General features: G+C 65.7%; 25 protein-coding genes and 1 pseudogene. 13 read left to right on the top strand and 13 right to left on the bottom strand.

The features are described 5' to 3' along the window. Positions 1–127 precede the first annotated feature (127 nt). A complete protein-coding gene (locus tag RXV88_RS20315; protein ID WP_316295325.1) occupies positions 128–1,750 on the bottom strand; it encodes an NAD(P)H-hydrate dehydratase in 1,623 nt (540 codons plus the stop codon). Positions 1,751–1,919: 169 nt separating this feature from the next. Here RXV88_RS20315 and RXV88_RS20320 point away from each other — a divergent pair, with 169 nt between their 5' ends. The 6 genes from RXV88_RS20320 (at position 1,920) to RXV88_RS20345 (ending at position 7,689) form a co-directional block, all read left to right on the top strand. Continuing rightward, the gene (locus RXV88_RS20320) at positions 1,920–2,258 is read left to right on the top strand and encodes a P-II family nitrogen regulator (RefSeq protein ID WP_316295326.1); all 339 of its coding nucleotides are present in this window, start codon (positions 1,920–1,922) and stop codon (positions 2,256–2,258) included. 116 nt (positions 2,259–2,374) lie between these two features. Further along, positions 2,375–3,781 carry a type I glutamate--ammonia ligase gene (gene glnA / locus RXV88_RS20325; protein ID WP_316295327.1) on the top strand — a complete coding sequence of 469 codons (1,407 nt, stop codon included), beginning with the start codon at positions 2,375–2,377 and terminating at the stop codon, positions 3,779–3,781. A 368-nt stretch (positions 3,782–4,149) separates the two neighbouring features. Continuing rightward, positions 4,150–5,007 carry a hypothetical protein gene (locus tag RXV88_RS20330; RefSeq protein ID WP_316295328.1) on the top strand — a complete coding sequence of 286 codons (858 nt, stop codon included), beginning with the start codon at positions 4,150–4,152 and terminating at the stop codon, positions 5,005–5,007. 145 nt (positions 5,008–5,152) lie between these two features. Then, positions 5,153–5,956, top strand: coding sequence for a lytic murein transglycosylase (locus RXV88_RS20335; RefSeq protein WP_316295329.1), 804 nt, complete (start codon positions 5,153–5,155; stop codon positions 5,954–5,956). Positions 5,957–6,075: 119 nt separating this feature from the next. Continuing rightward, positions 6,076–6,735: a hypothetical protein gene (locus RXV88_RS20340; protein WP_316295330.1), complete on the top strand. Its 660-nt coding sequence runs from the start codon at positions 6,076–6,078 to the stop codon at positions 6,733–6,735. A 135-nt stretch (positions 6,736–6,870) separates the two neighbouring features. Next, positions 6,871–7,689, top strand: a complete 819-nt coding sequence (locus RXV88_RS20345) for a hypothetical protein (protein WP_316295331.1) — start codon at positions 6,871–6,873, stop codon at positions 7,687–7,689. Here the strand turns inward: RXV88_RS20345 and RXV88_RS20350 are convergent. Continuing rightward, positions 7,648–8,406: a DUF3445 domain-containing protein gene (locus tag RXV88_RS20350; RefSeq protein ID WP_316295332.1), complete on the bottom strand. Its 759-nt coding sequence runs from the start codon at positions 8,404–8,406 to the stop codon at positions 7,648–7,650. The genes RXV88_RS20345 and RXV88_RS20350 overlap by 42 nt on opposite strands. Before the next feature lie 133 nt (positions 8,407–8,539). Here RXV88_RS20350 and dddP point away from each other — a divergent pair. Then, positions 8,540–9,874: pseudogene (gene dddP, locus RXV88_RS20355) on the top strand (dimethylsulfonioproprionate lyase DddP); the annotation flags it as partial. Between the two features lie 80 nt (positions 9,875–9,954). Here dddP and RXV88_RS20360 read toward each other — a convergent pair. The 5 genes from RXV88_RS20360 to RXV88_RS20380 all read right to left on the bottom strand — a co-directional run bounded on the left by RXV88_RS20360 (position 9,955) and on the right by RXV88_RS20380 (position 14,599). Next, positions 9,955–11,217 carry a tetratricopeptide repeat protein gene (locus RXV88_RS20360; protein ID WP_316295333.1) on the bottom strand — a complete coding sequence of 421 codons (1,263 nt, stop codon included), beginning with the start codon at positions 11,215–11,217 and terminating at the stop codon, positions 9,955–9,957. A 75-nt stretch (positions 11,218–11,292) separates the two neighbouring features. After that, positions 11,293–12,171 (bottom strand): endonuclease/exonuclease/phosphatase family protein, encoded by an 879-nt coding sequence (locus tag RXV88_RS20365; RefSeq protein WP_316295334.1) that lies wholly within the window; start codon positions 12,169–12,171, stop codon positions 11,293–11,295. Positions 12,172–12,252: 81 nt separating this feature from the next. Further along, positions 12,253–12,852, bottom strand: a complete 600-nt coding sequence (locus RXV88_RS20370; protein ID WP_316295335.1) for a biotin transporter BioY — start codon at positions 12,850–12,852, stop codon at positions 12,253–12,255. 74 nt (positions 12,853–12,926) lie between these two features. Next, entirely contained in the window at positions 12,927–13,343 is a 417-nt protein-coding gene (locus RXV88_RS20375; protein WP_316295336.1) for a DUF6314 family protein, read from the bottom strand. 104 nt (positions 13,344–13,447) lie between these two features. Continuing rightward, entirely contained in the window at positions 13,448–14,599 is a 1,152-nt protein-coding gene (locus RXV88_RS20380; RefSeq protein WP_316295337.1) for a sugar-transfer associated ATP-grasp domain-containing protein, read from the bottom strand. Positions 14,600–14,784: 185 nt separating this feature from the next. On the opposite strand from RXV88_RS20380, the gene purB reads away from it, so the two are divergent. The 4 genes from purB (at position 14,785) to RXV88_RS20400 (ending at position 18,609) form a co-directional block, all read left to right on the top strand. Next, a complete protein-coding gene (gene purB, locus RXV88_RS20385; protein ID WP_316295338.1) occupies positions 14,785–16,092 on the top strand; it encodes an adenylosuccinate lyase in 1,308 nt (435 codons plus the stop codon). A 118-nt stretch (positions 16,093–16,210) separates the two neighbouring features. Then, entirely contained in the window at positions 16,211–16,369 is a 159-nt protein-coding gene (locus RXV88_RS20390; RefSeq protein WP_316295339.1) for a carbohydrate-binding module family 14 protein, read from the top strand. 148 nt (positions 16,370–16,517) lie between these two features. Further along, positions 16,518–17,579, top strand: coding sequence for a flagellar motor switch protein FliG (locus tag RXV88_RS20395; RefSeq protein WP_316295340.1), 1,062 nt, complete (start codon positions 16,518–16,520; stop codon positions 17,577–17,579). A 94-nt stretch (positions 17,580–17,673) separates the two neighbouring features. Further along, the gene (locus tag RXV88_RS20400; protein ID WP_316295341.1) at positions 17,674–18,609 is read left to right on the top strand and encodes a lysophospholipid acyltransferase family protein; all 936 of its coding nucleotides are present in this window, start codon (positions 17,674–17,676) and stop codon (positions 18,607–18,609) included. Between the two features lie 2 nt (positions 18,610–18,611). Here the strand turns inward: RXV88_RS20400 and RXV88_RS20405 are convergent, their stop codons facing one another. Continuing rightward, entirely contained in the window at positions 18,612–19,307 is a 696-nt protein-coding gene (locus tag RXV88_RS20405) for a DUF1223 domain-containing protein (RefSeq protein ID WP_316295342.1), read from the bottom strand. Between the two features lie 225 nt (positions 19,308–19,532). Between RXV88_RS20405 and acnA the strand changes: the two genes are divergently transcribed. Both acnA and RXV88_RS20415 read left to right on the top strand, forming a co-directional pair. Then, the gene (acnA, locus tag RXV88_RS20410; RefSeq protein WP_316295343.1) at positions 19,533–22,277 is read left to right on the top strand and encodes an aconitate hydratase AcnA; all 2,745 of its coding nucleotides are present in this window, start codon (positions 19,533–19,535) and stop codon (positions 22,275–22,277) included. A 218-nt stretch (positions 22,278–22,495) separates the two neighbouring features. Then, positions 22,496–22,786, top strand: a complete 291-nt coding sequence (locus RXV88_RS20415) for a beta/gamma crystallin-related protein (RefSeq protein WP_316295344.1) — start codon at positions 22,496–22,498, stop codon at positions 22,784–22,786. 66 nt (positions 22,787–22,852) lie between these two features. On the opposite strand, the gene RXV88_RS20420 is transcribed toward RXV88_RS20415, so the two are convergent. The 5 genes from RXV88_RS20420 to ccmA all read right to left on the bottom strand — a co-directional run bounded on the left by RXV88_RS20420 (position 22,853) and on the right by ccmA (position 25,597). Next, on the bottom strand, positions 22,853–23,389 hold the full coding sequence (locus tag RXV88_RS20420) for a DsbE family thiol:disulfide interchange protein (protein ID WP_316295345.1): 537 nt from the start codon (positions 23,387–23,389) through the stop codon (positions 22,853–22,855). Next, positions 23,382–23,540 (bottom strand): heme exporter protein CcmD, encoded by a 159-nt coding sequence (gene ccmD, locus RXV88_RS20425; RefSeq protein WP_316295346.1) that lies wholly within the window; start codon positions 23,538–23,540, stop codon positions 23,382–23,384. The genes RXV88_RS20420 and ccmD overlap by 8 nt, the downstream gene beginning before the upstream one ends. Next, positions 23,537–24,265, bottom strand: a complete 729-nt coding sequence (locus RXV88_RS20430; RefSeq protein ID WP_316295347.1) for a heme ABC transporter permease — start codon at positions 24,263–24,265, stop codon at positions 23,537–23,539. The genes ccmD and RXV88_RS20430 overlap by 4 nt, the downstream gene beginning before the upstream one ends. A 64-nt stretch (positions 24,266–24,329) precedes the next feature. Continuing rightward, a complete protein-coding gene (ccmB, locus tag RXV88_RS20435; RefSeq protein ID WP_316295348.1) occupies positions 24,330–24,986 on the bottom strand; it encodes a heme exporter protein CcmB in 657 nt (218 codons plus the stop codon). Further along, positions 24,983–25,597, bottom strand: coding sequence for a heme ABC exporter ATP-binding protein CcmA (gene ccmA / locus RXV88_RS20440; protein WP_316295349.1), 615 nt, complete (start codon positions 25,595–25,597; stop codon positions 24,983–24,985). The genes ccmB and ccmA overlap by 4 nt, the downstream gene beginning before the upstream one ends. Positions 25,598–25,832 lie beyond the last annotated feature (235 nt).

Consider the following 25,832-nt stretch of genomic DNA (forward strand, 5'->3'; position numbering starts at 1 on the left):
CCATTTGGGCGTCCGTCAGCCAGTAAAGATTGCTCATCGATCGGGTCTCCTTGCGGAGCCTGAATCATGCCAAAGGCGCGAAATCAATGGGTCTGGAGCCTAGCCGGCGGACCCGGTCAAAGATCCCTCACAGCCCGAGGGCCCGGAACACCCGTGGCAGCTCTTCGGGCAGGTCCTCGGCGATCAGACCCGGGCCATAGCTGCGCGCGGCCTCCACATGCAGCCAGGCGGCCATCTCGGCCGCCGCCATCGGCGCCGCGCCGCGCGCCATCAGCCCGCAGATCATGCCCGCCAGCACATCGCCCGCGCCCGCCGTGGCCAGCCACGGCACGCTGCGGTCGTAGACGGCGGCATTGACCGAACAGCGCCCCTCGGGATCGGCGATCACCGTGTCCGGCCCCTTCAGCAGAACGACGCAGCCCGCCCGCGCCGCCGCCGCGCGCGTGGCGTCTATCTTTGAGTAGGCAGGGCCGCTCATCGCCTCCTCGCGAAGCCTTTTCGCGAGGTCCGGGAAAAGCCGCTCGAATTCGCCCCCGTGCGGGGTCAGGACACAGCGCTCGTGCAGCATGCCGAACAAATCCTCCGGCGCGGCGGCAAAGGCGCTCAACGCATCCGCGTCGAGCACCACGTAGGGTGCGCGCTCGGCGCGCACCGCCACCTCCACCAGATCGCACGCCCGCGCGAGCCCCAGACCCGGCCCCAGACAGAGCGCATTCAGCCGCCGGTCCTCCAGCGCCTCCGCCAACCCCGCCGCATCCTCCACCCGCCGCAACATGATCGCCGTAAGCTGCGCCGCGCATTCCATCCGCGCCGCCCCCGGCGCCCCCAGCGTCACCAGCCCAGCCCCGATGCGCAACGCCGCGCGCGCCGCGAGGCGCGCGGCCCCCGTCTTGCCGAAACCGCCCGTCAGAACCAGGGCGTGACCATGGTTGAACTTGTGACCGCCGCGTTTTCCCAGAGGCGTGACGCGGGGCTGTCCGGGCGAGCCGTCCAACAGCCAGGCATGTCTCCCCGAGCCGCGCCTGGTCCGGCCCAGCCCGATGTCCGTAACAACGACCTTGCCGCAATAGGCCGGACCCTCGTCCAGCACATGCCCCGCCTTCAGCCGGTGAAACGACACCGTCAGGTCGGCCGCGGCGGCCGGGGCGGCCAGCTTTCCCGGCAGCCCTTCGAAGGACGCCGGACACAGAGGTCTTCCGCTGTCACTGCAGATCCCGCTGGGAATATCCACCGCCACGACCCGCGGATGAAACGCCGGACGCTCCGCCTCGGGCAGCCCCGCCCCGACCCCCTGTGCATCGCAAAGATCGCGCAAGAGCAGATCAAGCCCCTCGATCGGGCGCCCGAGCCCGGTTCCGAACAGCGCATCGACCACCACCGCCGCATTGCGGGTCGAGGGTTCGAACCTCGGGTCAAGAGGCCCGACCCCGCCAATCGTCATCCACCGGTCGTAATTCGTGCGTGCATCCGGCGGGAGCCGCTCGGGGTCACCATAGAGATACACCTCCACGGTCCATCCCCGCCCGGCCAGCAGCCGCGCGATCACAAAACCGTCGCCGCCATTGTTGCCCGGCCCGCACAGCACGACCGCCTTGTGCACGCCCTTTTTCAGGTCAGGCCACTCCGCCAGAACCGCTTCGACCACCCCCTGCCCGGCGCGCTCCATCAGCGCCAGCCCGGTGACCGCGCCGCTGTCGATGGCCGCCTTTTCGAGCGCGCGCATCTGCGCGGCGGTCAAGAGCTCTGTCATTTCCAGCCTCGATTCATTTTCGCCTAATCATAGTGCGTATTGCCTAAATTTTGGGCGGTCATTGTCGAACCACCCCGGGCGGCCGCCCGCGATCACCGTATCCGATTGTGGCCGGCCCTGAGAAGTGGTCTGCCCGTCCCCGACACCGGGGCACCAAGGAGACCGATCCATGAAAAAGATCGAGGCGATCATCAAGCCGTTCAAACTCGACGAGGTCAAGGAAGGCCTGCAGGACGCAGGGATCCAGGGGCTCAGCGTTGTAGAGGTCAAGGGCTTCGGCCGGCAGAAAGGCCATACCGAGCTTTACCGCGGCGCCGAATATGTCGTCGACTTCCTGCCCAAGGTGAAGATCGAGGTGGTGCTGGACGACGATCAGGTCGAGGGCGCCATCGAGGCGATCATCTCGGCCGCCAAGACCGACAAGATCGGCGACGGCAAGATCTTCGTCAGCCCTGTCGAACAGGCCATCCGCATCCGCACCGGCGAAACCGGGTCGGACGCCCTCTAACGGCGCAGCCGCGTCCCGGGCCTGACCCGGGACCTCCCGGCCGGACGCCGCTGGCAGGCGCCGGGGCAGCACATCCAGAAATTCACGGACGAACACAACAGAAAGGGAATCAGGGAATGAGCAAGGACGCAGTTCTCAAGATGATCAAGGACGAGGACGTCGCCTATGTCGACATCCGCTTCACCGACCCGCGCGGCAAGCTGCAGCACGTCACGGTGATGGCCGATCAGGTCGACGAAGACTTCCTCGAAGAGGGTTTTATGTTCGACGGCTCCTCCATCGCAGGCTGGAAGTCGATCGAAGCCTCGGACATGAAACTGATGCCCGACACCGAAAGCGTCTATCTCGACCCGTTCTACGCCGAAAAGACGCTTTGCGTGCATTGCTCGGTCGTCGAGCCCGACACCGGTGAAGCCTATGAGCGCGACCCGCGCGGCACCGCCGAAAAGGCAGAGGCTTACCTGAAGTCCTCCGGCATCGGCGACGTGTCCTACTGGGGTCCCGAGGCGGAATTCTTCCTCTTCGACGACGTGCGCTTTTCGAACTCGATCAACAAGGTGTCCTATGAGGTCGACGCGCTGGACGCGTCCTGGAACACCGACACCGAATACGAGATGGGCAACACCGGCCACCGTCCCGGCATCAAGGGCGGCTATTTCCCGGTCAACCCGATCGACGACGGCCAGGACATCCGTTCGGAAATGCTCTCGACCATGAAGCGCATGGGCATGAAGGTCGACAAGCACCACCACGAGGTGGCGTCGTGCCAGCACGAGCTTGGCCTGATCTTCGGCTCGCTGACCAAACAGGCCGACGAGCTGCAGAAGTACAAGTACGTCATCCACAACGTGGCCCAGGCCTATGGCAAGTCGGCCACCTTCATGCCCAAGCCGATCTACGGCGACAACGGCACCGGCATGCACTGCAACATGTCGATCTGGAAGGACGGCAAGCCGCTCTTCGCGGGTGACAAATATGCCGACCTGAGCCAGGAAGCGCTCTACTTCATCGGCGGCATCCTGAAGCACGCCAAGACGCTCAACGCCTTCACCAACCCGTCCACCAACAGCTACAAGCGCCTGATCCCCGGCTTCGAAGCCCCGGTTCTGCGCGCCTATTCGGCCCGCAACCGTTCCGGCTGCGTCCGTATTCCGTGGACCGAAAGCCCCAAGGCAAAGCGCGTCGAGGCCCGTTTCCCCGATCCATCGGCGAACCCCTACCTGTGCTTCGCCGCGCTGCTGATGGCCGGTCTCGACGGCATCAAGAACAAGATCGACCCGGGCGAGGCGATGGACAAGAACCTCTACGACCTGCCGGCCGAAGAGCTCGAGGGCATCCCCACCGTCTGCGGCTCGCTGCGCGAGGCGATCGACTGCCTGAAGGCCGATCACGAGTTCCTGCTGGCCGGTGACGTGTTCACCAAGGACCAGATAGACGGCTATATCGAGCTGAAGATGGAAGAGATCGAGCTGTTCGAACACACGCCGCACCCGGTCGAGTTCGGCATGTACTACAGCTGCTGATCCCGCATCGGCAAAACAATGCGAAGGGCGCCCCCCGCGGGGCGCCCTTTTTCGTTTCCTCCGGCACCGGGCGAATCGACAAAACCCGGGGATGCCGATTCTTTTTCCCGCAAAGGTAGAGCGACCCGCGCCCCAAATGTGACGCTGCAACGCCGCATCGCGGACCTCCGCTTTGCGGCGATTTCATGCCGACACCCCTCGGTTTATGGCGGGACTGCCGCAGTCGCCCTGGATTGCGGCCAGCCTCGGGCAAATTTTCTTAAATCTTGCCATGCTGCCTTAACCTTAACCAATGCGGACCACAGTTCGACCGCTTTTCAAACTCAGGCTGGGCTCAATAAAAAAACAAAATCCTGGAGACTGGGAAAATGACTGCACAAGACAAAGACTTTGCAACGCTCGTTCTGCCCCTCGGGGTCACCTGCCCGCTTGCCGACCTGGAGGCGCTGCTGCAAGGCGCGCTGGCCCGCAATGAGGCAGACACCTGCCATGCCGAACCGCAGCAGGCGCAAACCGTAAAAGTCCATGGCGCCGACGTCAGCGTGACGCTCCGCCTGTCTGACGGCGCCGACGAACGCCACATCCGCCTCGAGATCGCCGCGCTCGATCTGCCGCGCGAGACGTGCCAGGCCCGGCTGGCCGGCATCGTCCATGCGCTCGCCGCGCAACTGCCCGTGACGCATGTGATCTGGCTCGATACCGAGGTGCGCCTGCCCGCCGACCGTTTCATCGAAGCGCTCTCGCAAGAGCTGGGCGAGCCCGCGCCGGTCGTGACGCCGATCGCCCTGCGCCGGATCCGGCCTGCCCGCCGCGCCGACCGCGCGCGCCCCGACGCAGCCAGCTACACCGCGAAGCTGAACGAACTGCTGCCCGCCGTCGACAAGGCGCGCGCGGTCTCGACCGCCAATGCCGACGCCCGCCCCGACAGCCCGACCAAGGGGCACGAGCGCGTGCTGCGCGGCGCCCTGGTTCATGTGGCCGACAGGGCCGAACTGACCGAGATGCGCAGCGAGGCGGGCATCGTGCCGGTCGAGGCACGGCTGAGCACTTGGGCGGTGTCCATGACCGTCGCCACCGTGTCGCTGCCGGTCGCGGCGCCGGTGATGATCTACAACCTGGCGCGCGGCGAAGACATGCGCGTGGCCTCATTGGCCATGGGCCTTGCCGGTCTGTTCCTGGCGCTCGACAGCTCCGGGGCCATGGCCAGCGTGCTCTCCAGCCTCTGATCTCCGCACGCTCTCGCTCTCTTTCCGCAAAACGGCCCGCCCTCAAGGCGGGCCGTTTTCCTGTGCCGCCCGGCGCAATCGCTCTTGGCGGCGGCAAGGCTTTGCGGCTAGGCTCGGTGCTGTCTTATTTCAGCAGGAGGCCCCCATGCGCCGCTTCTTGAGCATATTTTCACTTTGTCTTGCCGCCGCCGCATCGCCGGCCTGGTCCGCGGGATGCGGCAATTCCGCCGCCGGTTTCGAACCCTGGAAAGCCGAATTCGCCAAGGAGGCCCGCGGCGCCGGCGTCGGCCAGCGCGGGCTTCAGGCCTTGGCCGGGGCGCGCTATTCCACCAAGACCATATTTGCCGACCGCAACCAGAAAGGCGTGAAATACGCGCTGGACGATTTCATCCGCATCCGGCTGGGGTCCTTGAACGGCTTCGCCGCGATGGCAAAAAAGCGGCAGGCCCGCAATCCGGGCTTTTTCGCCAATCTCGAAAAGCGCTACGGCGTGTCCGCGGGGATCCTGCTGTCGATCCACGGCATGGAAACGGGCTTTGGGCGCAACATGGGATCGGTCCCGGTGGTGTCGTCGATCCTGACCGTCGCCTACGATTGCCGCCGGTCCGATTTTTTCAAACCCCACGCCGTCGCCGCCCTGCAGATGGTCGACCGCGGGATGCTGTCGCCCACCCAGATCGGCGCCTACCATGGCGAGCTGGGCCATACTCAGTTCCTGCCGGGCAACGCGCTGAAATACGGCGCCGATGGCAATGGCGACGGGCGGGTCGATTTCTACAACGAGGCCGACGCCCTGGCCTCGACCGCCCATTATCTGCGCCAGAAAGGCTGGACGCCCGGGGCCTCTTATCAGCAGGGCAGCGCCAATTTCCGGGTGCTGAACGACTGGAACGCGGCCACGGTCTATCAGCAGGCCATCGCGCTTGCAGCGGCAAAGATCGACGGCTGAGCGCGCAATCCGGCACAAATGCGATCCGGCCTCATTCTGGCCGGATTTCGACAAAATCCTGCCACGAAACTTGGTTAATCTGGCTTTAATCTGACCAGATCGCCAAGGCAGGACATGAAATGAACACTTCCGGTATCTCCACAGCCATCGTTATGCCGGCCGGCACACAGCTTTTGGTCGGTCCGTTTCAGTCTTATGTCCGCGCGGCGCTGCGCGCCTATGACGGCGACAGCGGAGAGGCGCCGCTGATCCTGCCGGGGCGCGGAATGATCGCGGGCGACGGCCTTGTCGTGCAAATAAAATGCGATCCTTCGGCGCTGCACGCCCCGCGCGTCGTTTTCACCGTCTATGCCCATGACAAGGCCGCATCACGCGACACCACCCGCATGATGCAGGTGCTGGGCGAAATCGTCCTCAACGCGCTCGATAACACCAACGCGGTCGAGATCGAATGGCTGAGCCCCGAACAAAAGATCCCGGCCGAGGATTTCGCCGAGATCGCGACCTACGAGCTGCCGCACGATCTGCCGGAAATGGCGCAGGCGCCCGGCGCCCCGTCGCCCGAGGCCGTCGATCTGCGTCTGAAGATCGCCAGCTGGGCCATGGCGCTGGTCATCGGGCTTTTGTCGCTGCCGGTCGCGGCGACGGTGATGATCATCGGCGCGGCGCGCGGGCTGAACCTCCGCCTGACCACGCATGCGCTGACCCTGACGGCGGTGGGCGCGGTTCTGCATGTGTCGGGCGTGCTGTCGGGCCCCTTCACGCAGGCGCTGTTCTAGGCCGCGCAAATCCGGCCTTTCGGACAAACTTTGAGCAAAATTTCCAAGCTTTGACGGTTTTACGTCTCAAATTAACCGGAATTGGGCGGTCAAATAACGAAACAGATCCCAATATCCCTCTCGTGGACGGTTTTCATGCCCAAGGCGACCACATTCACCGCATCGCTGCTGATGCCCCAGCTGCCCGACGATGCCGTCGTGACATTCCTCGCCTGCGCGCGCGCCACGCTCAAGGCCATGGATTGCACCAGCGGCACCGGCCCCCGCAGTTCGAAAAGCCGCGGTCTGTCCAAAGGCGACAGCCTGCGCGTTCAGGTGACGCTGGCGGACGACGACGCGCTGGGGCCGAAGGTCATGTTCACGCTCTCCCCCGCCGAGCCCCGGGCCGGCGCGGACCCGGAACGCGCGGTCAAGGTTCTGGGCGACATCGTTCTGCGCAGCCTTGCGGTCTGCAAGGCGGACCATGTCGTCTGGCTGGACAACGACACCGTGCTGGAGCGGGACGAATTCGTCGAGCTGCGCACCTATGTATCGCCGCGCCGAACCGCGACCGGGCCCAGGCGCCACGCCGATCCTGTCGAGATCGACGGCTGGGACACCGCCGAGGTCAACCTTGCCCGCATGTTCCGCGAGGTCCCCGCCGACATGCCCGCGCCGCAACCGCCCCATTCGCCGATGGATCGGATGCAGACGCTGATGAAAAGCCGCGTCGGTTTCGTCGCCGGACGGCTCGAGACCTTGCCGAAAACCCAATTGCGCTCCAGCGTGGCCTGCTGGGGAATGACCGGCGCTCTGGGGCTGGCGGTCTGGCCGGTGGGTGCCGCACTTGCGGTCAATCACGCCCTGCGCGGCCCCGATCTGCGTCTCGCGGCGCAGACCAGCGCGCTGACAGGGCTGGGCACGGCGCTCTATTCAAGCGGTGCGCTCGGCGCCGTTCTGCTCGGCCATTTCTGACAGAGCATCGATCACATAGGTGTGGATCGAAAAGACGACCGCCCGGGTTTCGGGCAGGCGCACCAGGCATTGCCGTTCGGACCGCAGATAGCGGCCCGCGCGGCGGTCCGTCTCGGGGCGCGGGGTCTTGTGCGAGCGCGGCTGAAAGAGCGTCGGATCGTCATAGCGCAGCCGGTTGAACCGCCAGAGCGGGCGACCCACCTGAATCCCGTCAAAAAGCCGCTGCACCCGCCGCGCGAGGCCCGCGTCGTATTCCGCCACCGGTTCGTGAATGCCGATCAGCGGGCGCATGATCTTTTCGTCCAGCCGCCAGCTGGCCGGAAAGCACAGCTCCGCCGCCGTCAGAACATGCGCATCGCCGCGCTTTTCCATCAGGCAGAGGTCCTCTTGCACCAGATGCCCCAGCGTGCCCAGCGGGTCGTCGCGATCCAGCGCCACCCGCACCCCGTCGGGCCGCGTCACCCCCTCGCCGTCGCGCACGAACCCTGCGGGCAGATGCGCCAGCACGGTCTCGAAAAGCTCCTCGACCGCCGGAACGGCCGAGGGGTCGCAGGCCAGCACGGCCTCACGCCGCTCGCGCAAGAGCCGCGCGCGTTCGGCCATCTGTACGCCGTAAGCCTCGTCCACCCGCAGCCAATCGGCCATGTCGAAAGGGGCGATGCCCGGCAGGCCGCGCGGCTGGGTCATGTCGTCGGGGATATGCTCTTGCAGGATCATCCCCCCTGCTAGCGCGAACCCGCAGCGGGGCCAAGCGCCTTGCACCAAGGTTTCAAAAACGACCGCCGCGCAGGTCGCAAAACGGCGCGCCGCCGTGCTGCGATGGCGCAACGCTGGGCCAAGGGAGAGGCCCATGAACACCCATTACCGCGACACCCGCAAGATCGACCCGACACGCGGGCCCATGCTTGGCGACAACACCCCCAACGATGCCGACCGGATCGAGATCGGCCCGACGCCGCTGGCCTATGCCGAATGGCGCGCGGCGGGGCTGGCGCTGCCCGATCTGCAGGCCATGCGCCGCCATCGCTGGGAACGGCTGACCCGGCATATCGTTGCGCGCGACTACGCGGGCCTTCTGATGTTCGACCCGCTCAACATCCGCTACGCCACCGACAGCACCAACATGCAGCTGTGGAACACCCACAACCCGTTCCGCGCGGTGCTGGTCTGCGCCGACGGCTACATGGTGATCTGGGATTACAAGAACGCGCCGTTCCTGTCGTCCTTCAACCCGCTGGTGCGCGAGGCGCGGTCAGGCGCGGATCTTTTCTATTTCGACCGGGGCGACAAGGTGAACGTGGCCGCCGACGTCTTTGCCAACGACGTGCGCGCCCTGCTGGACGAACACGCGCCCGGCAACCGCCGTCTGGCGGTCGACAAGCCGATGATCCACGGGCTGCGCGCGCTCGAGGCGCAGGGGTTCGAGGTTATGGAGGGCGAGGAGGTCACCGAAAAGGCCCGCTCGGTCAAGGGCCCGGACGAGATCCTTGCGATGCGCTGTTCGGTCCATGCCTGCGAAACGGCCATGGCCGAGATGGAGCGTTTCGCCCGCACCGAGGTGCCCAAGGGCGGCGTGACCGAAGATGACATCTGGGCCGTCCTGCATGCCGAGAACATCAGGCGCGGCGGGGAATGGATCGAAACGCGGCTGCTGACCTCGGGGCCGCGCACCAACCCGTGGTTCCAGGAATGCGGCCCGCGCGAGGTGCAATGGAACGAGATCGTGGCCTTCGACACCGACCTTGTGGGCAGCTACGGCATCTGCTGCGACATGTCCCGCACCTGGTGGATCGGCGACGCGCCCCCGCGCCCCGACATGGTCGATGCGATGCGCCATGCGCATGAGCATATAATGGTGAACATGCAGATGCTCAAACCGGGTGTGAACATCGAGGAGCTCAGCCGCAACACCCATGTCCTGCGCCCCGAATTCCAGCGCCTGAAATACGGCTGCCTGATGCATGGCGTCGGGCTCTGCGATGAATGGCCGCTCGTGGCCTACCCCGACCGGATGGTCGAGGGGGCCTTCGACTATGAGCTCGAACCGGGCATGACCCTCTGCGTCGAGGTGCTGGTCAGCCCCGACGGCGGCGACTTCTCGATCAAGCTGGAGGACCAGGTGCTGATCACCGAAGACGGGTTCGAGAACCTCTCGGCCTACCCCTTCGATCCGGCGCTGATGGGGGGTAACCCACCCGCCCCGGACCCGATCCGGGGCCCCATGGCGATCGGCCCCCACCACGCCCCGCACGACGACCGCCGCGCTCACCGTTCCAGCGCCTCCGCCGCGCCGCAAGCCCGATCCTCGCCCATCTCGCAGGCTTTGCGAAAGAAATCCAACGCCCTCTGCGAGTCCCGTACCTCCCCGATTCCGTCGCGCAGGCTCCAGCCCGTATAATAGCAGCCCGTTGCCTCATTCATGCTGCAAGCCTGTTCGTAAAGCGCCAGCGCGCGCGGCAGGTCCAGGTCAACTCCGTCGCCCCTCTCATACCGAATCCCCAGATTGGTGCAGCCCGGCGCGTTGCCATTCTCACATGCAAAGCGCCAGAACCGGGCGGCTGTGGCGCCGTCGGTTTCATAGAGCGCAAGAGCCTCCGACATGCAGCGGGTATTCACCCCGCCTTCGCAGGCATTCATGGCCAGCGTCAGCTTGGCTGTCGGGTTGTCGGTCAAGGCCAGCAACCGCTCGCACACGTCGCCCTTGGCCACCGAACAGACCGACCGCTCCAGCGGCGACAGCCCGTCGTCGCCCCGCTCGAGCGCGAACGACCCACCCCAGCTGCCCAGCAGGACGAATCCGCTCAGCGTCAGCGACAAGAACAGCGTAGGGCGGTTCACCACGTCGAGGTGTACGCCCAGATTGAGCCGGGTGAAGAGCCGCAGCACCCAGGTCGACAGAATGTAGACCCAGGTCCAGACCGAGGTCAGGAAGGTCGAATAGAACGGCGCCGAATAGACCGAAAAGGCCAATCCGATCGCCGCCCAGCTTGCGTTTTTCTCGGGCACGAGCCCGGTGTGTTTCACGATTTCGATGGTGATCAGGATGATCGCCGCGGTCAGCACCGCATCGGCCGCCAACACAAGGCATTGCGCCGGAGCCGAGCGCAGCCGCGGCATGCGCGACAACAGGAACCGCGTCTCCAGCAGCGACAGGTAATCGGCCACCAGATTGACCGCGACGCCGATTGCGATGGCCTCGGTCATGCTCATGGCGTTGGCAAAGCGCGTCTCCAGCGTGCCGGTCATCGCCATCAGCCCCCAGATCCCGCTGACCGCCAGAACCGAGGCGATGCAGGACCGGAACAGGCATTTACCGCTCAGGTGATTTTCGCCGAAGTGGGCGTCGAAGAGCGACAGAAAGGTCTTTGACCAGCTTTCCTCGGAATGACCGCCCATCAGCCACAGCGCGATGTCGTCCTTGCGCTCGCGCGACAGCAGGTTGAGCGCGGCCGAGGTCATCAGGAAAAAGGCCGCCGCCAGGTACGCCTGCCACCCCAGTGTGCCCTGGAGCCAGTTCAACCATTCCATGCCAGGCCAATCACTCGTTCAAGCATTGCGGTTATTAAACGCCGCGCGGTGCGAGGGGTCAAGCGTCGCCGCGGTCTAGAACGCCGCGATCCGCGCCAGCACGCCGTGATGGTCGGACCCCAGTTTCGGCATCACCTGAGTGGAAACGGCAAAACCCGGGTCGGCCAGGACGTGGTCGATGGTGACCGGCATGGCGATATGCGGCAGATCGAAGGTCGCGCCCTGTGGGCCCGCGCGCTGCGTGCCGCTGGCCCGTGCCACGCGGGCCACGCTGTGCGACCAGCCGACCGCGTTGAAATCGCCGGCCAGGATCACCGGGCCGTCCAGTTGCTCGATCAAAGGCAGCAGGCGGTCGATCTGATCGGCCTGCCCGAAGGGCCACGGCCAGTTGAGATGGACAGACACCAGCCAGACCGCCCCCTGCCCTGTTTGCACCTGCAAAGCTGCAAGGCCATCGCCCTCGGCGCAGATTTCCGTCCCCGGCACCGCCGGAAAGCGGGTGGCCACGGCCACCCCACCCACCCCGGCGAAGGGGCAGAAAAGCTGGGTCGGGTAATCGGACTGCAGCGCCTGCAGCAAAGCGCGGTTGCGGCGCGACACCTCTTGCAGGGTCAGCATGTCGGCGCCGCTGTCGCGCACGGCGCGCAGCCAGTCGGCGTCGCTCTGCCGGTTGAAAAGCAGGTTCTGCTGGTAGAGCCTCAGATCAGCCACGACCGGGTCCTCGGTCTCCAGCCGGGGGGCCACGATCTGCGCCATCGCCAGGAACGCGAGCCCCGTCAGCGTCCAGCGCAGAATGCGCGGCCAGTCCGACCAGATCACCGGCAGCGCGAAAAACACCGCCAGCGGTACGCGGAACACCGCCAGCGAATCGCCCAGGGGGTGCAGCGCGCCCCCGTAAGAGCCCAGCAACGCCGCCCCAAACGCGAGCGACAAGACCGTCAGAATGCGCTGCATGGCTCTCTTTCCGTGCGATCCGCATGAAAAAGCCGGGCGCATGGCCCGGCTTTCGCTTGTTTTCCAGAGCCGTGCCGGCGGTCAGCCGCGGGCGCGGCCGATCAGCTTCCATGCGGCGGGCAGGATCAGCGCGGCCAGCGCCAGCTTGATCGCGTCGCCCAGCAGGAACGGCGTCAGGCCCCATGCCAGCAGCGGCTTGTCCCAGCCATAGAGCATGCCCAGCCAGATCAGGCCAGGCACGTAGATCAGCGCGTTGCCCAGCAGCATGGCACCCGCCATCTTCGGCGCGGTGCGGTCCCAGCCCGCGCGGGCCAGAACACCCAGCGCCACGGTCGCCAGCACATAGCCGACCAGATAACCGCCGGTGCCGCCCATCATGTAGCTCAGGCCATACGCCTCGGCCGACGAGCCGGCGAAGACGTCGAACCCAAGCGCACCGACCAGCAGGTAGCCCAGGATCGTCGCCAGACCCAGTCGCGGGCCATAGGCCGCGCCGATGGTCAGCACCGCGAAGGTGCCCATGGTCAGCGGAACCGGCCACATCGGGATGCGGATCTTGGCGGCCACGGCCAGCGCGGCGATGCCGAGGATCACAAGCGCCGCCTGCTTGAGGCGCAGGGCGGTGCCTTCTGCCGGGCCAAAGACCTCGGCCAGCACGTTGCGGTTCAGTGTCAGACTCATCCCGGTTCATCCTTCGTCCAGAGCTTTGACCAGTGTTGTGCCGCATCGCGGCAAGCCCCGCAAGCGTTTAGCGCTCACGGTGCTGGCGCGTAGTGACTGGTCAGGGTGTAATCCTTGCGCGGGCCATGGACACGCCAGCGCGCGGTCCAGTGGGGCCAAGCGCTGAAATCATAGGCGACGTCGTATTGATCGGGGTCGCACCAATGCGCGGCCCCGGGGGTGTCGTCGCCCGGGATAAAGCTGTGGAAAGGTCGCCCATCGTCAAAGAATACAGAAACTTGCGCGCCGTTCTTCACCCAGAGGTAACGCCGCTCGGCCCGGATCGGCGGCTGGCCCGGCATCTGCAACTGCCCTTCTTCGGAATAGGCCAGCCCCGCCTCGACCGGGTCGAGCCGTGCTGTGCCCTCGAACCGCGCGGTCGCCCCCGCCCGGTGATCCTCGATCCGGCGCGACAGGGTCCAGGCCCCGGCAAATTCGGCGAATGACGGCATATCCGCGTCTCCCTCAGGCCATGGCTAGCCCAGCCGCGCGCCAACGGCAATCGCCCGCCGGGGAGGGAAACCCGGCGGGCGACGCATCCTCGGGGAATCGTGCCTTATTCCCAGATGAAATCGCATCCCCAACTGCGGAAGAGCCCGCGCACCTTGGGGGTCATGAAACCCTTGCCAGAGGCGTATTGCGGCAGGGTGAAGGACGAACCGGCGTTCACCTCGACCACGACGGGGCCGTCGTCGGTGATGGCCATGTCGGTGGACTGGTAGCGCAGCGGCGTGTGCAATTGCGTGACCCGCGCGTTGACGCGCAGCAGTTCGTCCCAATGCGGCAGGCGCTGGCCGATCAGAGACGCGCCGGTCTCGGGATGGGCCTCGTGATGCTTCAGATCCGGCCCGTCGGTGCCGACGATGGTCAGGATCTCGCCCGTTTCGGGGTCGATGTTGCACAGCAGGTTGCCGGGCCGCCAGAAATTGTCGGCCATGTTGCGGTCGCTGGGCAGTTTGAGCACGGCGGCGGGCACGTAGAGCCCCTCGTCGGTCAGCATGTTGACCATGCGCACGGTGGCCAGCGTTGACGTCTGTTCGCGCAGGAAGGCATGGTTCTGCACCACCTCCTGCAGCAGGAACGCATCCTTGCCGATGAAGTTTTCGAAGAATTTATGGTAGGTTACGGCGCCATGTTCACGCAAATAGACGAATTCCTCGTCCGCCCCCTCGATCAAGAAGACACCGACGCTCATCAGACCGCGGTTGTGCTTGCCGAAGAGCGGGAAGGCGTCGAAACCGGTGAGAAAGTCGCGCAGGGCCTCGGGGCCGTGCAGCGCCTCGGTGCCGTGATAGGCGCGGCCCGACGTGTCGACCACGGCGCGGGTTTTCGGGATCGGCAGGCCGTCGCGTTCCAGCAGGCACTGGCTGATCCACTTGTCCTCGGTGACGGCGAACCACGAGGTGTCGTTGCAGACCTGGATGCAGGCGTTCTGCAGCATGAAGGTGATGAATTCGTCCCGCTCTTCCTGCGTGTGCCGCGCCGGATCGTAGAGCCCGAACTTGATGTATTCCTCGAACTGGATCTTCTGCCGCCCGCGCTTAAGCTTGGTGGCCTCGAGCCCGACGGAAAACGCACCGCGGCCGCTTTGGCGCGCGGCATGGGCGATGAGTGCTACGACGTTGGGTTTGTGCTTTTCGGTCCATGTCGCGTGATCGCGCTGGACGATGGACCCCTGGGCCCCCTGGTTCATGGACGCGTCTGTCATGGTTTTTCCCTCGGTTATGACGGCCTCGTTACTGTTTACCTTTTAGAAACAATCGGGCCGAAACATGGCGGGCAATGGGCAGAGTTGGGGAATTTGCACCTATTCGTCGCGGTCTCTGCGCCTTGTGAGCCGGGGACTTGCGCAGTAAGACGCGGCCAACCGCAGCTCAGACAGAGGCCCGCACGATGATCCCGCGCTATTCCCGCCCCGACATGGTCAAGATCTGGTCGCCCGAGACCAAGTTCCGCATCTGGTACGAGATCGAGGCCCATGCCTGCGACGCGCAGGCCGATCTGGGCGTGATCCCGCGCGAAAACGCCGAGGCCGTCTGGAAGGCCAGGGATGTCGAGTTCGACGTCGCCCGCATCGACGAGATCGAGGCCGTGACCAAGCACGACGTCATCGCCTTTCTGACCCACCTGGCCGAGATCATCGGCAACGACGAGGCGCGTTTCGTGCATCAGGGCATGACCAGCTCGGACGTGCTGGACACCACGTTGAACGTGCAGCTTGTGCGCGCCGCCGACATCCTGATCGCCGATATCGAGGCCCTGCTGGCCGCCCTCAAACGCCGCGCGTTCGAGCATAAGGACACCATCCGCATCGGCCGCAGCCACGGCATCCACGCCGAGCCGACCACCATGGGCCTGACCTTTGCGCGCTTCTACGCCGAAATGGACCGCAACCTCAGCCGGATGCGTGACGCGCGGGCCGAAATCGCCACCGGCGCCATCAGCGGCGCGGTCGGCACTTTCGCCAATATCGACCCGGCGGTCGAGGAACATGTCTGCGAAAAGATGGGCCTGGTGCCCGAGCCGATCAGCACCCAGGTGATCCCCCGCGACCGGCATGCGGCGTTCTTCGCCACGCTTGGCGTGATCGCCAGCAGCATCGAGAACATCGCGATCGAAATCCGTCACATGCAGCGCACCGAGGTGCTGGAGGCGGCGGAGTTCTTCTCGATGGGGCAAAAAGGCTCTTCGGCCATGCCGCACAAGAAGAACCCGGTGCTGACCGAGAACCTGACCGGCCTCGCCCGTCTGGTGCGCATGGCGGTGATCCCGGCGATGGAGAACGTCGCACTCTGGCACGAGCGCGACATCTCGCACAGCTCGGTCGAGCGGATGATCGGCCCCGACGCCACCGTGACGCTGGATTTCGCCCTGCATCGGCTGACCGGGGTCATCGACAAGCTGCTGGTATATCCCGAGAACATGCTGGAAAACATGAACAAATTCCCGGGCCTGGTGATGTCGCAGAGGGTGCTTCTGGCGCTCACCCAGGCCGGTGTCAACCGCGAGGACGCCTACCGCCTGGTGCAGCGCAACGCGATGAAGGTCTGGGACAACCGCACCGATTTCCGCGAAGAGCTGCTGGCCGACGAAGAGGTCCGCGCGGCGCTCAGCGAGGACGAGATCAACGAGAAATTCGATCTGGGCTATCACACCAAGCATGTGGACACGATCTTTGCGCGGGTGTTCGGCGAGGACTAAGCCGGGCCTTGCCCGATAAACGGGCAGGCGGCGGGCGCTCCCGGCGCGAACATCGTTTCGCGTTTTGACGCAATCGGGTTTCGTGCTACCTTCGCAAAATGCAATCGGAGGACGCGCAATGACGATCAAGACCCTTGTGACCGCCGCCGCCCTTGTCGTGGCACCGACCTTCGCCGCCTTTGCCTCGTGCTCGGGGCATTCGCAGCAGGCCATGACCTGTGCCGACGGCACGATCTATGACGCCGCCAGCAACAGCTGCAAGGTGGTCAGCGGCTGACACCGGATAAAAGACGACCCTCATGTTCCTGGCGGCCCTCGGGCCGCCTTTTCTTTTCGCATGGAGGCCGCGGTTTCCCGTCACGCGCTCAGGCTTTGTTAACCGCGCGGCGTTAGCCAATGATGGCACAGCGACGGAGCCTTCGCCAATGACGTTCAACAGCCCCGTGGCCGCCCTGCCCTCGCCCGGCGCTGGCGGTCATGGCCCCCTCAGCCGCCGCGCCAAGGCCGCGATCGTGGTGCAGTTCCTGCTGAACGAAGGCGCGGATGTCCCGCTTGCCGCGCTGCCCGAGGATCTGCAGGCGCATCTGACCCAGCAGCTGGGCACCATGCGTTATGTCGACCGCACCACGCTCGAGGAGGTGGTGCGCGAATTCGCCGACGAGCTGGAATCGGTCGGCATGGCGCTTCCCGGCGACATGGCCGGCGCGCTCGACGCGCTCGAGGGCAAGATCAGCCCCCGCACAGCCATGCGCCTGCGCAAGGAGGCCGGGGTGCGCCAGTCCGGCGACCCGTGGGAGCGGATCAACACGCTCGACGTGGACCGGCTGTTGCAGCTGGTGCAATCCGAAAGCACCGAAATCGCCGCCGTTCTGCTGTCGAAGATCCAGGTGGACAAGGCCGCGGCGGTGCTGGGCCGCCTGCCCGGCGACCGCGCCCAGCGCATCACCTATGCGGTCTCGATGACCTCTGGGGTGACACCCGACGCGGTGGACCGCATCGGGCTCAGCCTGGCCAGCCAGCTCGACGCCGAACGCGACCGGGCCTTTTCGGTCAAGCCGGATCAGCGGGTGGGCGCGATCCTGAACTATTCCCTCGCCTCGGTACGCGACGATGTGCTGGACGGGCTGCAAGAGACCGATCACGATTTTGCCGAGGCGGTCCGCCGCGCCATCTTTACCTTCGCCAACATCCCGCACCGGCTGAAACCCCTCGACGTGCCCAAGATCACCCGCGACGTGGATGCCGATGTGCTCGCCACCGCGATCGCCGCCGCCGAGGGCGACGAGGACCGCGCCAGCGTCGCCTTCATCCTCGACAATATGTCCAAACGTCTGGCCGCCACCCTGCGCGAAGAGGCGACGGACCTTGGCAAGGTCAGGCGCAAGCAGGGCGAGGCCGCGATGAACGAGATCGTCTCGGCGATCCGCAACCTGGTCGATATGGGCGAGATCGAGCTGGTCCGCCCCGAGGAGGACGAGGATGAATAAACCCGCACGCTGACGGCCGCGCGCCGGGGCGCGCTTGTCGGTCTGCCCGCGCCGGTTTATGTCAGGGCGGTCTTCAACCCGCCGAGGTGCCTCTTTGGCCCGCACACCGCCCGAAACCGCCGCCCCGAAAGGCACCCTGCGCAACTGGCTGACCGACCGGACCCTGCGCGGCCTGATCGGGCTGGCGCTGCTGTTGCCATACCGCGTGCGGGTGCCGCTGATGGGCTGGCTGGCCGCGCATGTGGCCGGGCCATTGGCGGGGTGGCCCAAACGCATCCGGGAAAACCTGGCGCTGGTGTTGCCCGACCTGCCCCGCGCCGAGGTCGACAGGCTCTGCCGCGCGGTGCCCGACAATTTCGGCCGCACGTTGATCGAGATCTATTCCGGCGCCGATTTCGTCGTGCGCGCCCGCAACGCGACCTTCACCGGCCCCGGGCTCGAGGCGCTGGAGCGCGCCCGTCAAGAGGGCCGCCCGGTGATCCTCAACACCGGGCATTTCGGCAATTACGACGCCGCGCGCGCGGCGCTGATCGCGCGGGGGCACAACATGGGCGCGCTCTACCGCGCCATGTCGAACCCCTATTTCAACGATCATTACGTCAAGGCGATCTCGGCCATCGGTACGCCGATGTTCGAACAGGGCAAGCGCGGCATGATCGAGATGGTGCGCCACGTCAAATCCGGCGGCGTGCTGGGCATCCTGACCGATCTGCACGCGCCGGGACGGCCCAGGCTCAGCTATTTCGGCAAGCCGGTCAGCACCTCGACCGTCACCGCCGAGCTGGCGCTGAAATTCAACGCCGAGCTGATCCCGGTCTATGCGGTGCGCAAGGACAACGGACTGGATTTCGAGATCGTCGTGCAGGCGCCGATCCCGCATTCCGACCCCGAGACCATGGCCCAGGCAGTCAACGACGGGCTCGAGGCGCTGGTGCGCGAGCATATGGATCAGTGGTTCTGGATTCACCGCCGCTGGAAGGCGGCGCAGAAACTCGCCCGTCAGGCGGCGCGGCAGGCCAGGAACGGCTGACCTCAGCGCAGACGCGCCGCCGCCAGAATCGGCCCGTAACGGCGCTCTTGCACCAACACGACGACAGGCTCGTCGCCCTTGAGCGCCATCGCACCGCGATAACGCCCGGCGCCGTTCCATTCGCCCAGCACGGTCCAGTCGGACACGATATGCGAATAGGTCAGCGTCTTGCCGGCGTTCTCGCCACGCTTGATCGCGACCTTCTGCAAGGGCAGATAGCGGATGACATGGATATCGGCGGACCCGATGCGCGCCTCGGCCACCGCCTCGACCCGCAAAGTGTCGCCATCGCGGCGGATGGTCAGCGTAACGGGCGAAGGCCGGGCGGCGTGCTTGCGGATCAGGTCGGTCACGTCCATCGCGCGGTTGCCCACCACATCGTGCTGACCGTTGATCACCATCTGCGGCGTATAGACCGAGCGGCGCTGCGCCGCCTTGGCATACCCTTTCTGACGCGCGGTGAATTCGGGCCGGGCAAAGACGTCCTTCCAGCCGATGTAATCCCAATAGTCGATGTGCAGCGCCAGCGGGATGATGTCGTCGCGCCCCGCCATCTCGGCCAGCAGCCGGTCGGCCGACGGGCAGGACGAGCATCCCTGCGACGTGAAAAGCTCGACCACCACGGGCGAGGGATCGGCCTGCGCGGCCCCCGCGAGCGCGATCCATGTCCCCGTGATCAGGCTGATAAGTCGCCGCATGCGATCCTGTCCCTTGCGATATACCCCGACAGACCTATCCAACCGCGAATGAAATAACCAATCAAGGTTTTGCGAGAGCTGCGTGTAAAGCTCTGACCGAAGACGCGACCGGTTTATTGTGTACCATTGCATACAAAATCGCCGCACCCCCCTTGATCGGCGGCTGGTGTTGGGGCAGATAGCAGTTAAAGCCTGCCCCATTCATTCTTTGCAACGGAGGCCATGATGCCCATCACTGTCGGTCACGATACATCCAAAACCCGCAAGACGATCACCGTCGGCGGCCAGTCTGTCGCCTATTACTCGATTCCCGCCGCCGAGGCCGCCGGTCTGGGCGACTTCTCGAAACTGCCCGCGGCGCTGAAGGTCGTGCTTGAGAACATGCTGCGCTTCGAGGATGGCAAGACCGTCACCACCGACGACATCAAGGCGTTTTCGGAATGGGCCGCCAACGGCGGCAAGGCCAACCGTGAACTCGCGTATCGCCCGGCCCGCGTGCTGATGCAGGATTTCACCGGCGTTCCCGCGGTGGTCGATCTTGCCGCCATGCGCGACGGCATCACCGCCCTGGGCGGCGACCCGCAAAAGATCAACCCGCTGAACCCGGTCGATCTGGTCATCGACCACTCGGTCATGATCGACGAATTCGGCAACCCGCGCGCCTTCCAGATGAACGTCGACCGCGAGTATGAGCGCAACATGGAGCGCTACACCTTCCTCAAGTGGGGTCAGAAGGCGTTCAACAACTTCCGCGTGGTGCCGCCGGGCACCGGCATCTGCCATCAGGTGAACCTGGAATACCTCGCCCAGACCGTCTGGACCGACACCGACCAGAACGGCGAAGAAGTCGCCTACCCCGACACGCTGGTGGGCACCGACAGCCACACCACCATGGTCAACGGCGCGGCCGTTCTGGGCTGGGGCGTGGGCGGCATCGAGGCCGAGGCCGCGATGCTGGGTCAGCCCATTTCGATGCTGATCCCCGAGGTCGTCGGCTTCAAGCTGACCGGCGCGATGATGGAAGGCACCACCGGCACCGACCTTGTGCTGAAGGTGGTCGAGATGCTGCGCGCCAAGGGCGTCGTGGGCAAGTTCGTCGAATTCTACGGCCCCGGTCTCGATCACCTGCCGCTGGCCGACCGCGCGACCATCGCCAACATGGCCCCCGAATACGGCGCGACCTGCGGCTTCTTCCCGATCGACGACGAAACCCTGCGCTATCTCACCAACACCGGCCGCGACAAGGCCCGCATCGCCCTGGTCGAGGCCTATGCCAAGGAAAACGGCATGTGGCGCACGCCGGATTACGATCCGGTCTACACCGACACGCTCGAGCTCGACATGGGCACCATCGTGCCCGCCATCTCGGGCCCCAAGCGTCCGCAGGATTACACCACGCTCGACAAGGCCTCGCGCGCCTTCTTTGACGTGGTGGCCGAGTACCGCGGCGAGGACGAAGGCGCTGCGGCCAACGACATGGCCGCCGAAGGCCCGGCCCCGGACGCGCTGATCGACCCGCGCAAATCGGTCAAGGTCAAGGGCGAGGATTACGAGCTGCGCGACGGCTCTGTCGTGATCGCCTCGATCACGTCCTGCACCAACACCTCGAACCCCTATGTGATGATCGGCGCAGGGCTGGTGGCGCGCAAGGCGCGCGCGCTGGGTCTGAACCGCAAGCCCTGGGTCAAGACCTCGCTCGCACCGGGGTCGCAGGTCGTGTCCGCCTATCTCGAGGCCGCGGGCCTGCAAGAGGATCTGGACGCCATCGGCTTCAACCTCGTGGGCTATGGCTGCACCACCTGTATCGGCAACTCCGGCCCGATCCAGAAAGAGCTGTCCGAGGCCATCGCCGAGGGCGATCTGGTCGCGACCAGCGTGCTGTCGGGCAACCGCAACTTCGAAGGCCGGATCAGCCCGGACGTGCGCGCCAACTACCTGGCCTCGCCGCCGCTGGTGGTGGCCTATGCGCTGGCCGGCGACATGAACGTCGACCTGACCACCGATCCCATCGGTCAGGACAAGGACGGCAACAACGTCTATCTCAAAGACATCTGGCCGACCACCAAGGAGGTCGCCGAACTGGTCGAAGAGACCGTCACGCGCGAGGCGTTCCAGTCGAAATACGCCGACGTCTTCAAGGGCGACGACAAGTGGCAGGGCGTGGAAACCACCGACGCCGGGACCTACGACTGGCCGCCGACCTCGACCTATGTGCAGAACCCGCCCTATTTCCAGAACATGTCGAAGGATCCGGGCACGATCAGCAATATCGAGGGCGCGCGTGTGCTGGCGCTTTTGGGCGACATGATCACCACCGACCACATCAGCCCGGCCGGGTCCTTCAAGGACAGCACGCCCGCGGGCCAGTACCTGGTCGAACGCCAGGTTCCGGCGCGCGAGTTCAACTCCTACGGCAGCCGCCGCGGCAACCACGAGGTGATGATGCGCGGCACCTTCGCCAACATCCGCATCAAGAACGAGATGCTGGACGGCGTCGAAGGCGGCTATACCAAGGGCCCCGACGGCCAGCAGACCTCGATCTTCGAAGCGGCCATGGCCTATCAGGACCAGGGCATCCCGCTGGTGATCTTCGGCGGCGAGCAATACGGCGCGGGCTCCAGCCGCGACTGGGCGGCCAAGGGCACGGCCCTGCTGGGCGTCAAGGCAGTGGTCGCCGAGTCGTTCGAACGTATCCACCGCTCGAACCTGGTGGGCATGGGCGTGATCCCGTTCGAATTCACCGGCGGCGACACCCGCAAGTCGCTGGGCCTGACCGGGGACGAAACGGTCGACATCCACGGGCTCGACACGATCAAGCCGCAGGAGGTCGTCAAGTGCACCATCACCATGGCCGACGGTTCGACCAAGGAAATCGACCTCAAGTGCCGGATCGATACCGCGATCGAGATCGAATACATCGAACACGGCGGCGTGCTGCATTACGTGCTGCGCAACCTCGCCGCCGCCTGAGCAGCGGCGACGCTACGCGGAAGACGCGCCTCAGGCGCGGTTTCCAGACACGGCCAGCCTCGAAAGAGGCTGGCCGTTTGCGTTCCGCCCACCGGCCCGACCAGGAAATCTGCCAAAAGGAGATTTACGAAATTTTCACTCACCATTTGCGAGAATCACGCAACCTTCTTACGTTGATCGGATTGGCCCGTCGGGCACCCCCAAATATGAGAATAAAAATGTCCAAGATCATCGTTTTCGATAAGCAGAACTACGAAGGCTCCGACACCATGGTGGCAGAGGACAATGTCGAATCGCTCAAAGGCACCGGCCTGAACAACGACATTTCCTCGATCATCGTGATCTCTGGCACCTGGGTTCTTTACGAACATGTCAACTATAGCGGCAAATCCTGGACGGTTTCGGATTCCGGCGGCCCGGCGCAGGATGGCTGCTATCCCACCTTCACCGACTGGACCGGTTCGGGCGACAACAACGAAATCGGTTCGTTCAAGGTGCAGGGCACCTAAGGCCTGGACGCCCGGCGCGGAAAAGCGCTAGGGACGGCCTCGTGCGGAACGAGGCCGTTCACCGCCTCAGTTCAACGCCGCCTCCAGCGCCGGAACGAAGCGCTGTTCGTAATCCGACCCCACCAAGGGTCCCGCGAAACGGAAAAGCACCGTCCCCTCGCCATCCACGATAAAGGTCTCGGGCGGTGCGGTGACGCCCCATTCGATCGCCGTGCGCCCCTGCGGATCGAACGGCACCGCCAGGAACGGGTTGCCGTCCTCTTCGAGGTATTTCAGCGCCGTGCCCTGCTTGTCCTTGAAATTCACCCCGACGATGCGCATCCCCTCGCCCGCCATCTCCAGCAGCTTGGGATGTTCGGCGCGGCAGGGCGGACACCAGCTGGCCCAGAAATTGACCAGCGTCACCTCGCCAGAGCGCAACATCTCGGGCGTGACCGGCTCGTAACCGGGCAGTGCCTGATCGGTGATCGGCGGCGCGGGCTGGCCCACCCGGGTCGATGGCAGCCCCTGCGGATCGTCGCGGAACATGCCGACATAGGCCATGATCGCGAACCCGGCAAAGATCACCGGCGGCAGGAACATCAACGGCGAGATCTTAGCCATGCTTCTTGATCCGTTCCTCGATACGGGCCAGCTCGGCGCGGACGCGGCGCGCGCGCCAGACGCTCACCGCCACCAGCAGCACGATCAGCGCAATGGACACCGCATACGACCCCAGCACCGCATCCGCGTATTTCCCCAGATCGGGCATCATGCCATCCGCTCCCGCGCCAACAGGGCGCGCGCGCGGCGGGCCCGGATTTCGGTTTGCGTACGCAGGAACACCAGTGCCAGGAAAAGCAGCACAAAGCCCGCGATGCTGACCAGCAGCGGGTGGTAAAAGACGTCCGCCACGTTCTCTTCCTTGTCCAGGCTCAGCGACGCGCCCTGATGCAGCCCCTGGTTCCAGAAGTTCACCGCATAGCGGCTCAGCAGCGCAAAGACCGACCCCACAAGGCACAGGATCGAGGTCAGATCCGCCGCCGTGTCGTCATTCTCGATCGCCGACCAGAGCGCGATATAGCCCAGGTAGAACAGGAACAGGATCAGGAACGACGTGAGCCGCGGGTCCCAGGCCCACCAGGTGCCCCACATCGGCTGACCCCAGAGCGCACCGGTGGCCAGCGCGATCACCGTCATCACCGCGCCCACCGGGGCTGCGGCGCGCGCCGCCAGCGCGCTGACATGGTGCCGACGCACGATCCAGATCAGCGAGGCGACCAGCATCATCAGCCAGGCGTTGATCGCCATCAGCGCCGAGGGCACATGCAGATAGATGATCTTGACGGTCGATCCCTGCCGGTAATCGTCGGGCGTGAAAAAGAACCCCCAGACCAGACCGACCACGAGACACACGACCGAAAGCCCGGCCAGCCACGGCAGCAGGCGGTCGGTGGTGCGGATGAACTTGACCGGGTTGGCGTATTCCCAAAGCGACATGGTGGTGATCTATCCTGCGTTTCGGCCCTTTACACTTCAATTTCGCGACAGCTGCAATGCCACCCTATCGCAGATTGATCCGCAGCACCGCCGCACTTGCAAAGGGCAAGAGCGCCAGCGCGCCAAAGCTGATCCCCGCCAGCATCAACAGCGGCGTCTGCACGCTCAGCCCCTCGGCCCCGCGCCGCGCCACCTCGGCCCCGAAGATCAGCGTCGGCACGTAAAGCGGCAGCACCAGCAGCGACAGCAAGAGCCCGCCGCGTTTCAGCCCCACGGTCAGCGCCGCGCCAAATGTGCCGATCACCGACAGCGCTGGCGTGCCGATGAAAAGCGACAGCAGCAGCCAGCCATAGCCCTCGGCCGGCAGGCTCAGCAGCACCCCCAGCACCGGCGCGGCCAGCACCAGCGGCAGCCCCGTGGTGATCCAGTGCGCGCAGGCCTTGATGGTGACGATGCCCTCCATCGGCAGCGGCGCTGTGGCCAGCAGGTCCAGCGATCCGTCCTCCCAGTCGAGCGCGAGTATCCGGTCGAGCGACAAAAGGCAGGCCAAAAGCGCCCCGATCCACAGGATCCCCGGCGCGATCCGCGCCAGCAGACCGGTCTCCGGCCCGACCCCGAAGGGCACCAGCACCGTGACGATCAGAAAGAACGCAAGGCCCAGGCCAAAGCCGCCCCCGGCCCGCACCGCCAGCCGCAGATCCCTCAGCAACAGCGCGATCACAGGAAGGCCTCGTCTATGCCGGCGGTCTCCGGCTTGGCGCGGTAGGGGGTGACGTCCAGCACCTCGGCGTCCCGCAGGCCCAGGTCGATATGCGTGGCCAGGATCGCAGCCCCCCCCTGCCCCAGATGCCGCCGCACCGCATCGGCAAAAAGCGCAACCGACGCCGCATCCAGCGACACCGTCGGCTCGTCCAGCACCCAGATATCGCGCCCCGTCACCATCAGCCGCGCCAGCCCCAGCCGCCGCTTCTGCCCCGCGCTCAGCGTGCCCGCCAGCCGGTCCGTGAGCCCGGTCAGATCGAACGCCTCCAGCGCCGCGCCGATATCGCTCGTGCCAAAGACGCGGGCCCAGAACGTCAGGTTTTCCGAAACCGTTTGCATCGCCTTCAGCCCGTCCGCATGGGCGGCATAGGCGATGCGGTCGTCGGCCCCCTCGATCCGGCCCGCAAGCGGCGGCTGCAGCCCCGCCAGAGTGCGCAAGAGCGTCGTCTTGCCCGACCCGTTCGGCCCGCGCAGCACCAGCGCCTGCCCCGGCGCCACGGCAAAGCTCAGCCCCTCCAGCACGGGCAAACCGCCGCGCGCGACGGCCAGATCGGTGACACTCAAATCCATGGCAAAAGGCTTAGCGCAGCCAACCCGGGGACAAAAGCGCCAAAGGGACACACCGCCATCCCGCGCCGTCTCCCCCATCTTCATTGATCCAAAAATATCCTGGGGGGTCCGGGGGGCAACGCCCCCCGGCGGAGGGGGGCGGGGGGGCGGCGGGGGGGGGGGGGGGGCCCCGGGGGCGGGGGGGGGCGGGCGCGGGGGCCCGCCGCCCGCCGGGGGGCGGGGGCAGCCGGGGCGG

This window comes from Aestuariicoccus sp. MJ-SS9 (assembly GCF_032586235.1).
In the GTDB taxonomy this organism is placed as follows: domain Bacteria; phylum Pseudomonadota; class Alphaproteobacteria; order Rhodobacterales; family Rhodobacteraceae; genus Aestuariicoccus.

Excerpts from the sequence above, each read along its gene's own strand:
- RXV88_RS20315 (WP_316295325.1), bottom strand. The coding sequence starts at position 1,750 with ATGACAGAGCTCTTGACCGCCGCGCAGATGCGCGCGCTCGAAAAGGCG.
- RXV88_RS20320 (WP_316295326.1), top strand. The coding sequence starts at position 1,920 with ATGAAAAAGATCGAGGCGATCATCAAGCCGTTCAAACTCGACGAGGTC.
- glnA (WP_316295327.1), top strand. The coding sequence starts at position 2,375 with ATGAGCAAGGACGCAGTTCTCAAGATGATCAAGGACGAGGACGTCGCC.
- RXV88_RS20330 (WP_316295328.1), top strand. The coding sequence starts at position 4,150 with ATGACTGCACAAGACAAAGACTTTGCAACGCTCGTTCTGCCCCTCGGG.
- RXV88_RS20335 (WP_316295329.1), top strand. The coding sequence starts at position 5,153 with ATGCGCCGCTTCTTGAGCATATTTTCACTTTGTCTTGCCGCCGCCGCA.
- RXV88_RS20340 (WP_316295330.1), top strand. The coding sequence starts at position 6,076 with ATGAACACTTCCGGTATCTCCACAGCCATCGTTATGCCGGCCGGCACA.
- RXV88_RS20345 (WP_316295331.1), top strand. The coding sequence starts at position 6,871 with ATGCCCAAGGCGACCACATTCACCGCATCGCTGCTGATGCCCCAGCTG.
- RXV88_RS20350 (WP_316295332.1), bottom strand. The coding sequence starts at position 8,406 with ATGATCCTGCAAGAGCATATCCCCGACGACATGACCCAGCCGCGCGGC.
- RXV88_RS20360 (WP_316295333.1), bottom strand. The coding sequence starts at position 11,217 with ATGGAATGGTTGAACTGGCTCCAGGGCACACTGGGGTGGCAGGCGTAC.
- RXV88_RS20365 (WP_316295334.1), bottom strand. The coding sequence starts at position 12,171 with ATGCAGCGCATTCTGACGGTCTTGTCGCTCGCGTTTGGGGCGGCGTTG.
- RXV88_RS20370 (WP_316295335.1), bottom strand. The coding sequence starts at position 12,852 with ATGAGTCTGACACTGAACCGCAACGTGCTGGCCGAGGTCTTTGGCCCG.
- RXV88_RS20375 (WP_316295336.1), bottom strand. The coding sequence starts at position 13,343 with ATGCCGTCATTCGCCGAATTTGCCGGGGCCTGGACCCTGTCGCGCCGG.
- RXV88_RS20380 (WP_316295337.1), bottom strand. The coding sequence starts at position 14,599 with ATGACAGACGCGTCCATGAACCAGGGGGCCCAGGGGTCCATCGTCCAG.
- purB (WP_316295338.1), top strand. The coding sequence starts at position 14,785 with ATGATCCCGCGCTATTCCCGCCCCGACATGGTCAAGATCTGGTCGCCC.
- RXV88_RS20390 (WP_316295339.1), top strand. The coding sequence starts at position 16,211 with ATGACGATCAAGACCCTTGTGACCGCCGCCGCCCTTGTCGTGGCACCG.
- RXV88_RS20395 (WP_316295340.1), top strand. The coding sequence starts at position 16,518 with ATGACGTTCAACAGCCCCGTGGCCGCCCTGCCCTCGCCCGGCGCTGGC.
- RXV88_RS20405 (WP_316295342.1), bottom strand. The coding sequence starts at position 19,307 with ATGCGGCGACTTATCAGCCTGATCACGGGGACATGGATCGCGCTCGCG.
- acnA (WP_316295343.1), top strand. The coding sequence starts at position 19,533 with ATGCCCATCACTGTCGGTCACGATACATCCAAAACCCGCAAGACGATC.
- RXV88_RS20415 (WP_316295344.1), top strand. The coding sequence starts at position 22,496 with ATGTCCAAGATCATCGTTTTCGATAAGCAGAACTACGAAGGCTCCGAC.
- RXV88_RS20420 (WP_316295345.1), bottom strand. The coding sequence starts at position 23,389 with ATGGCTAAGATCTCGCCGTTGATGTTCCTGCCGCCGGTGATCTTTGCC.
- ccmD (WP_316295346.1), bottom strand. The coding sequence starts at position 23,540 with ATGATGCCCGATCTGGGGAAATACGCGGATGCGGTGCTGGGGTCGTAT.
- RXV88_RS20430 (WP_316295347.1), bottom strand. The coding sequence starts at position 24,265 with ATGTCGCTTTGGGAATACGCCAACCCGGTCAAGTTCATCCGCACCACC.
- ccmA (WP_316295349.1), bottom strand. The coding sequence starts at position 25,597 with ATGGATTTGAGTGTCACCGATCTGGCCGTCGCGCGCGGCGGTTTGCCC.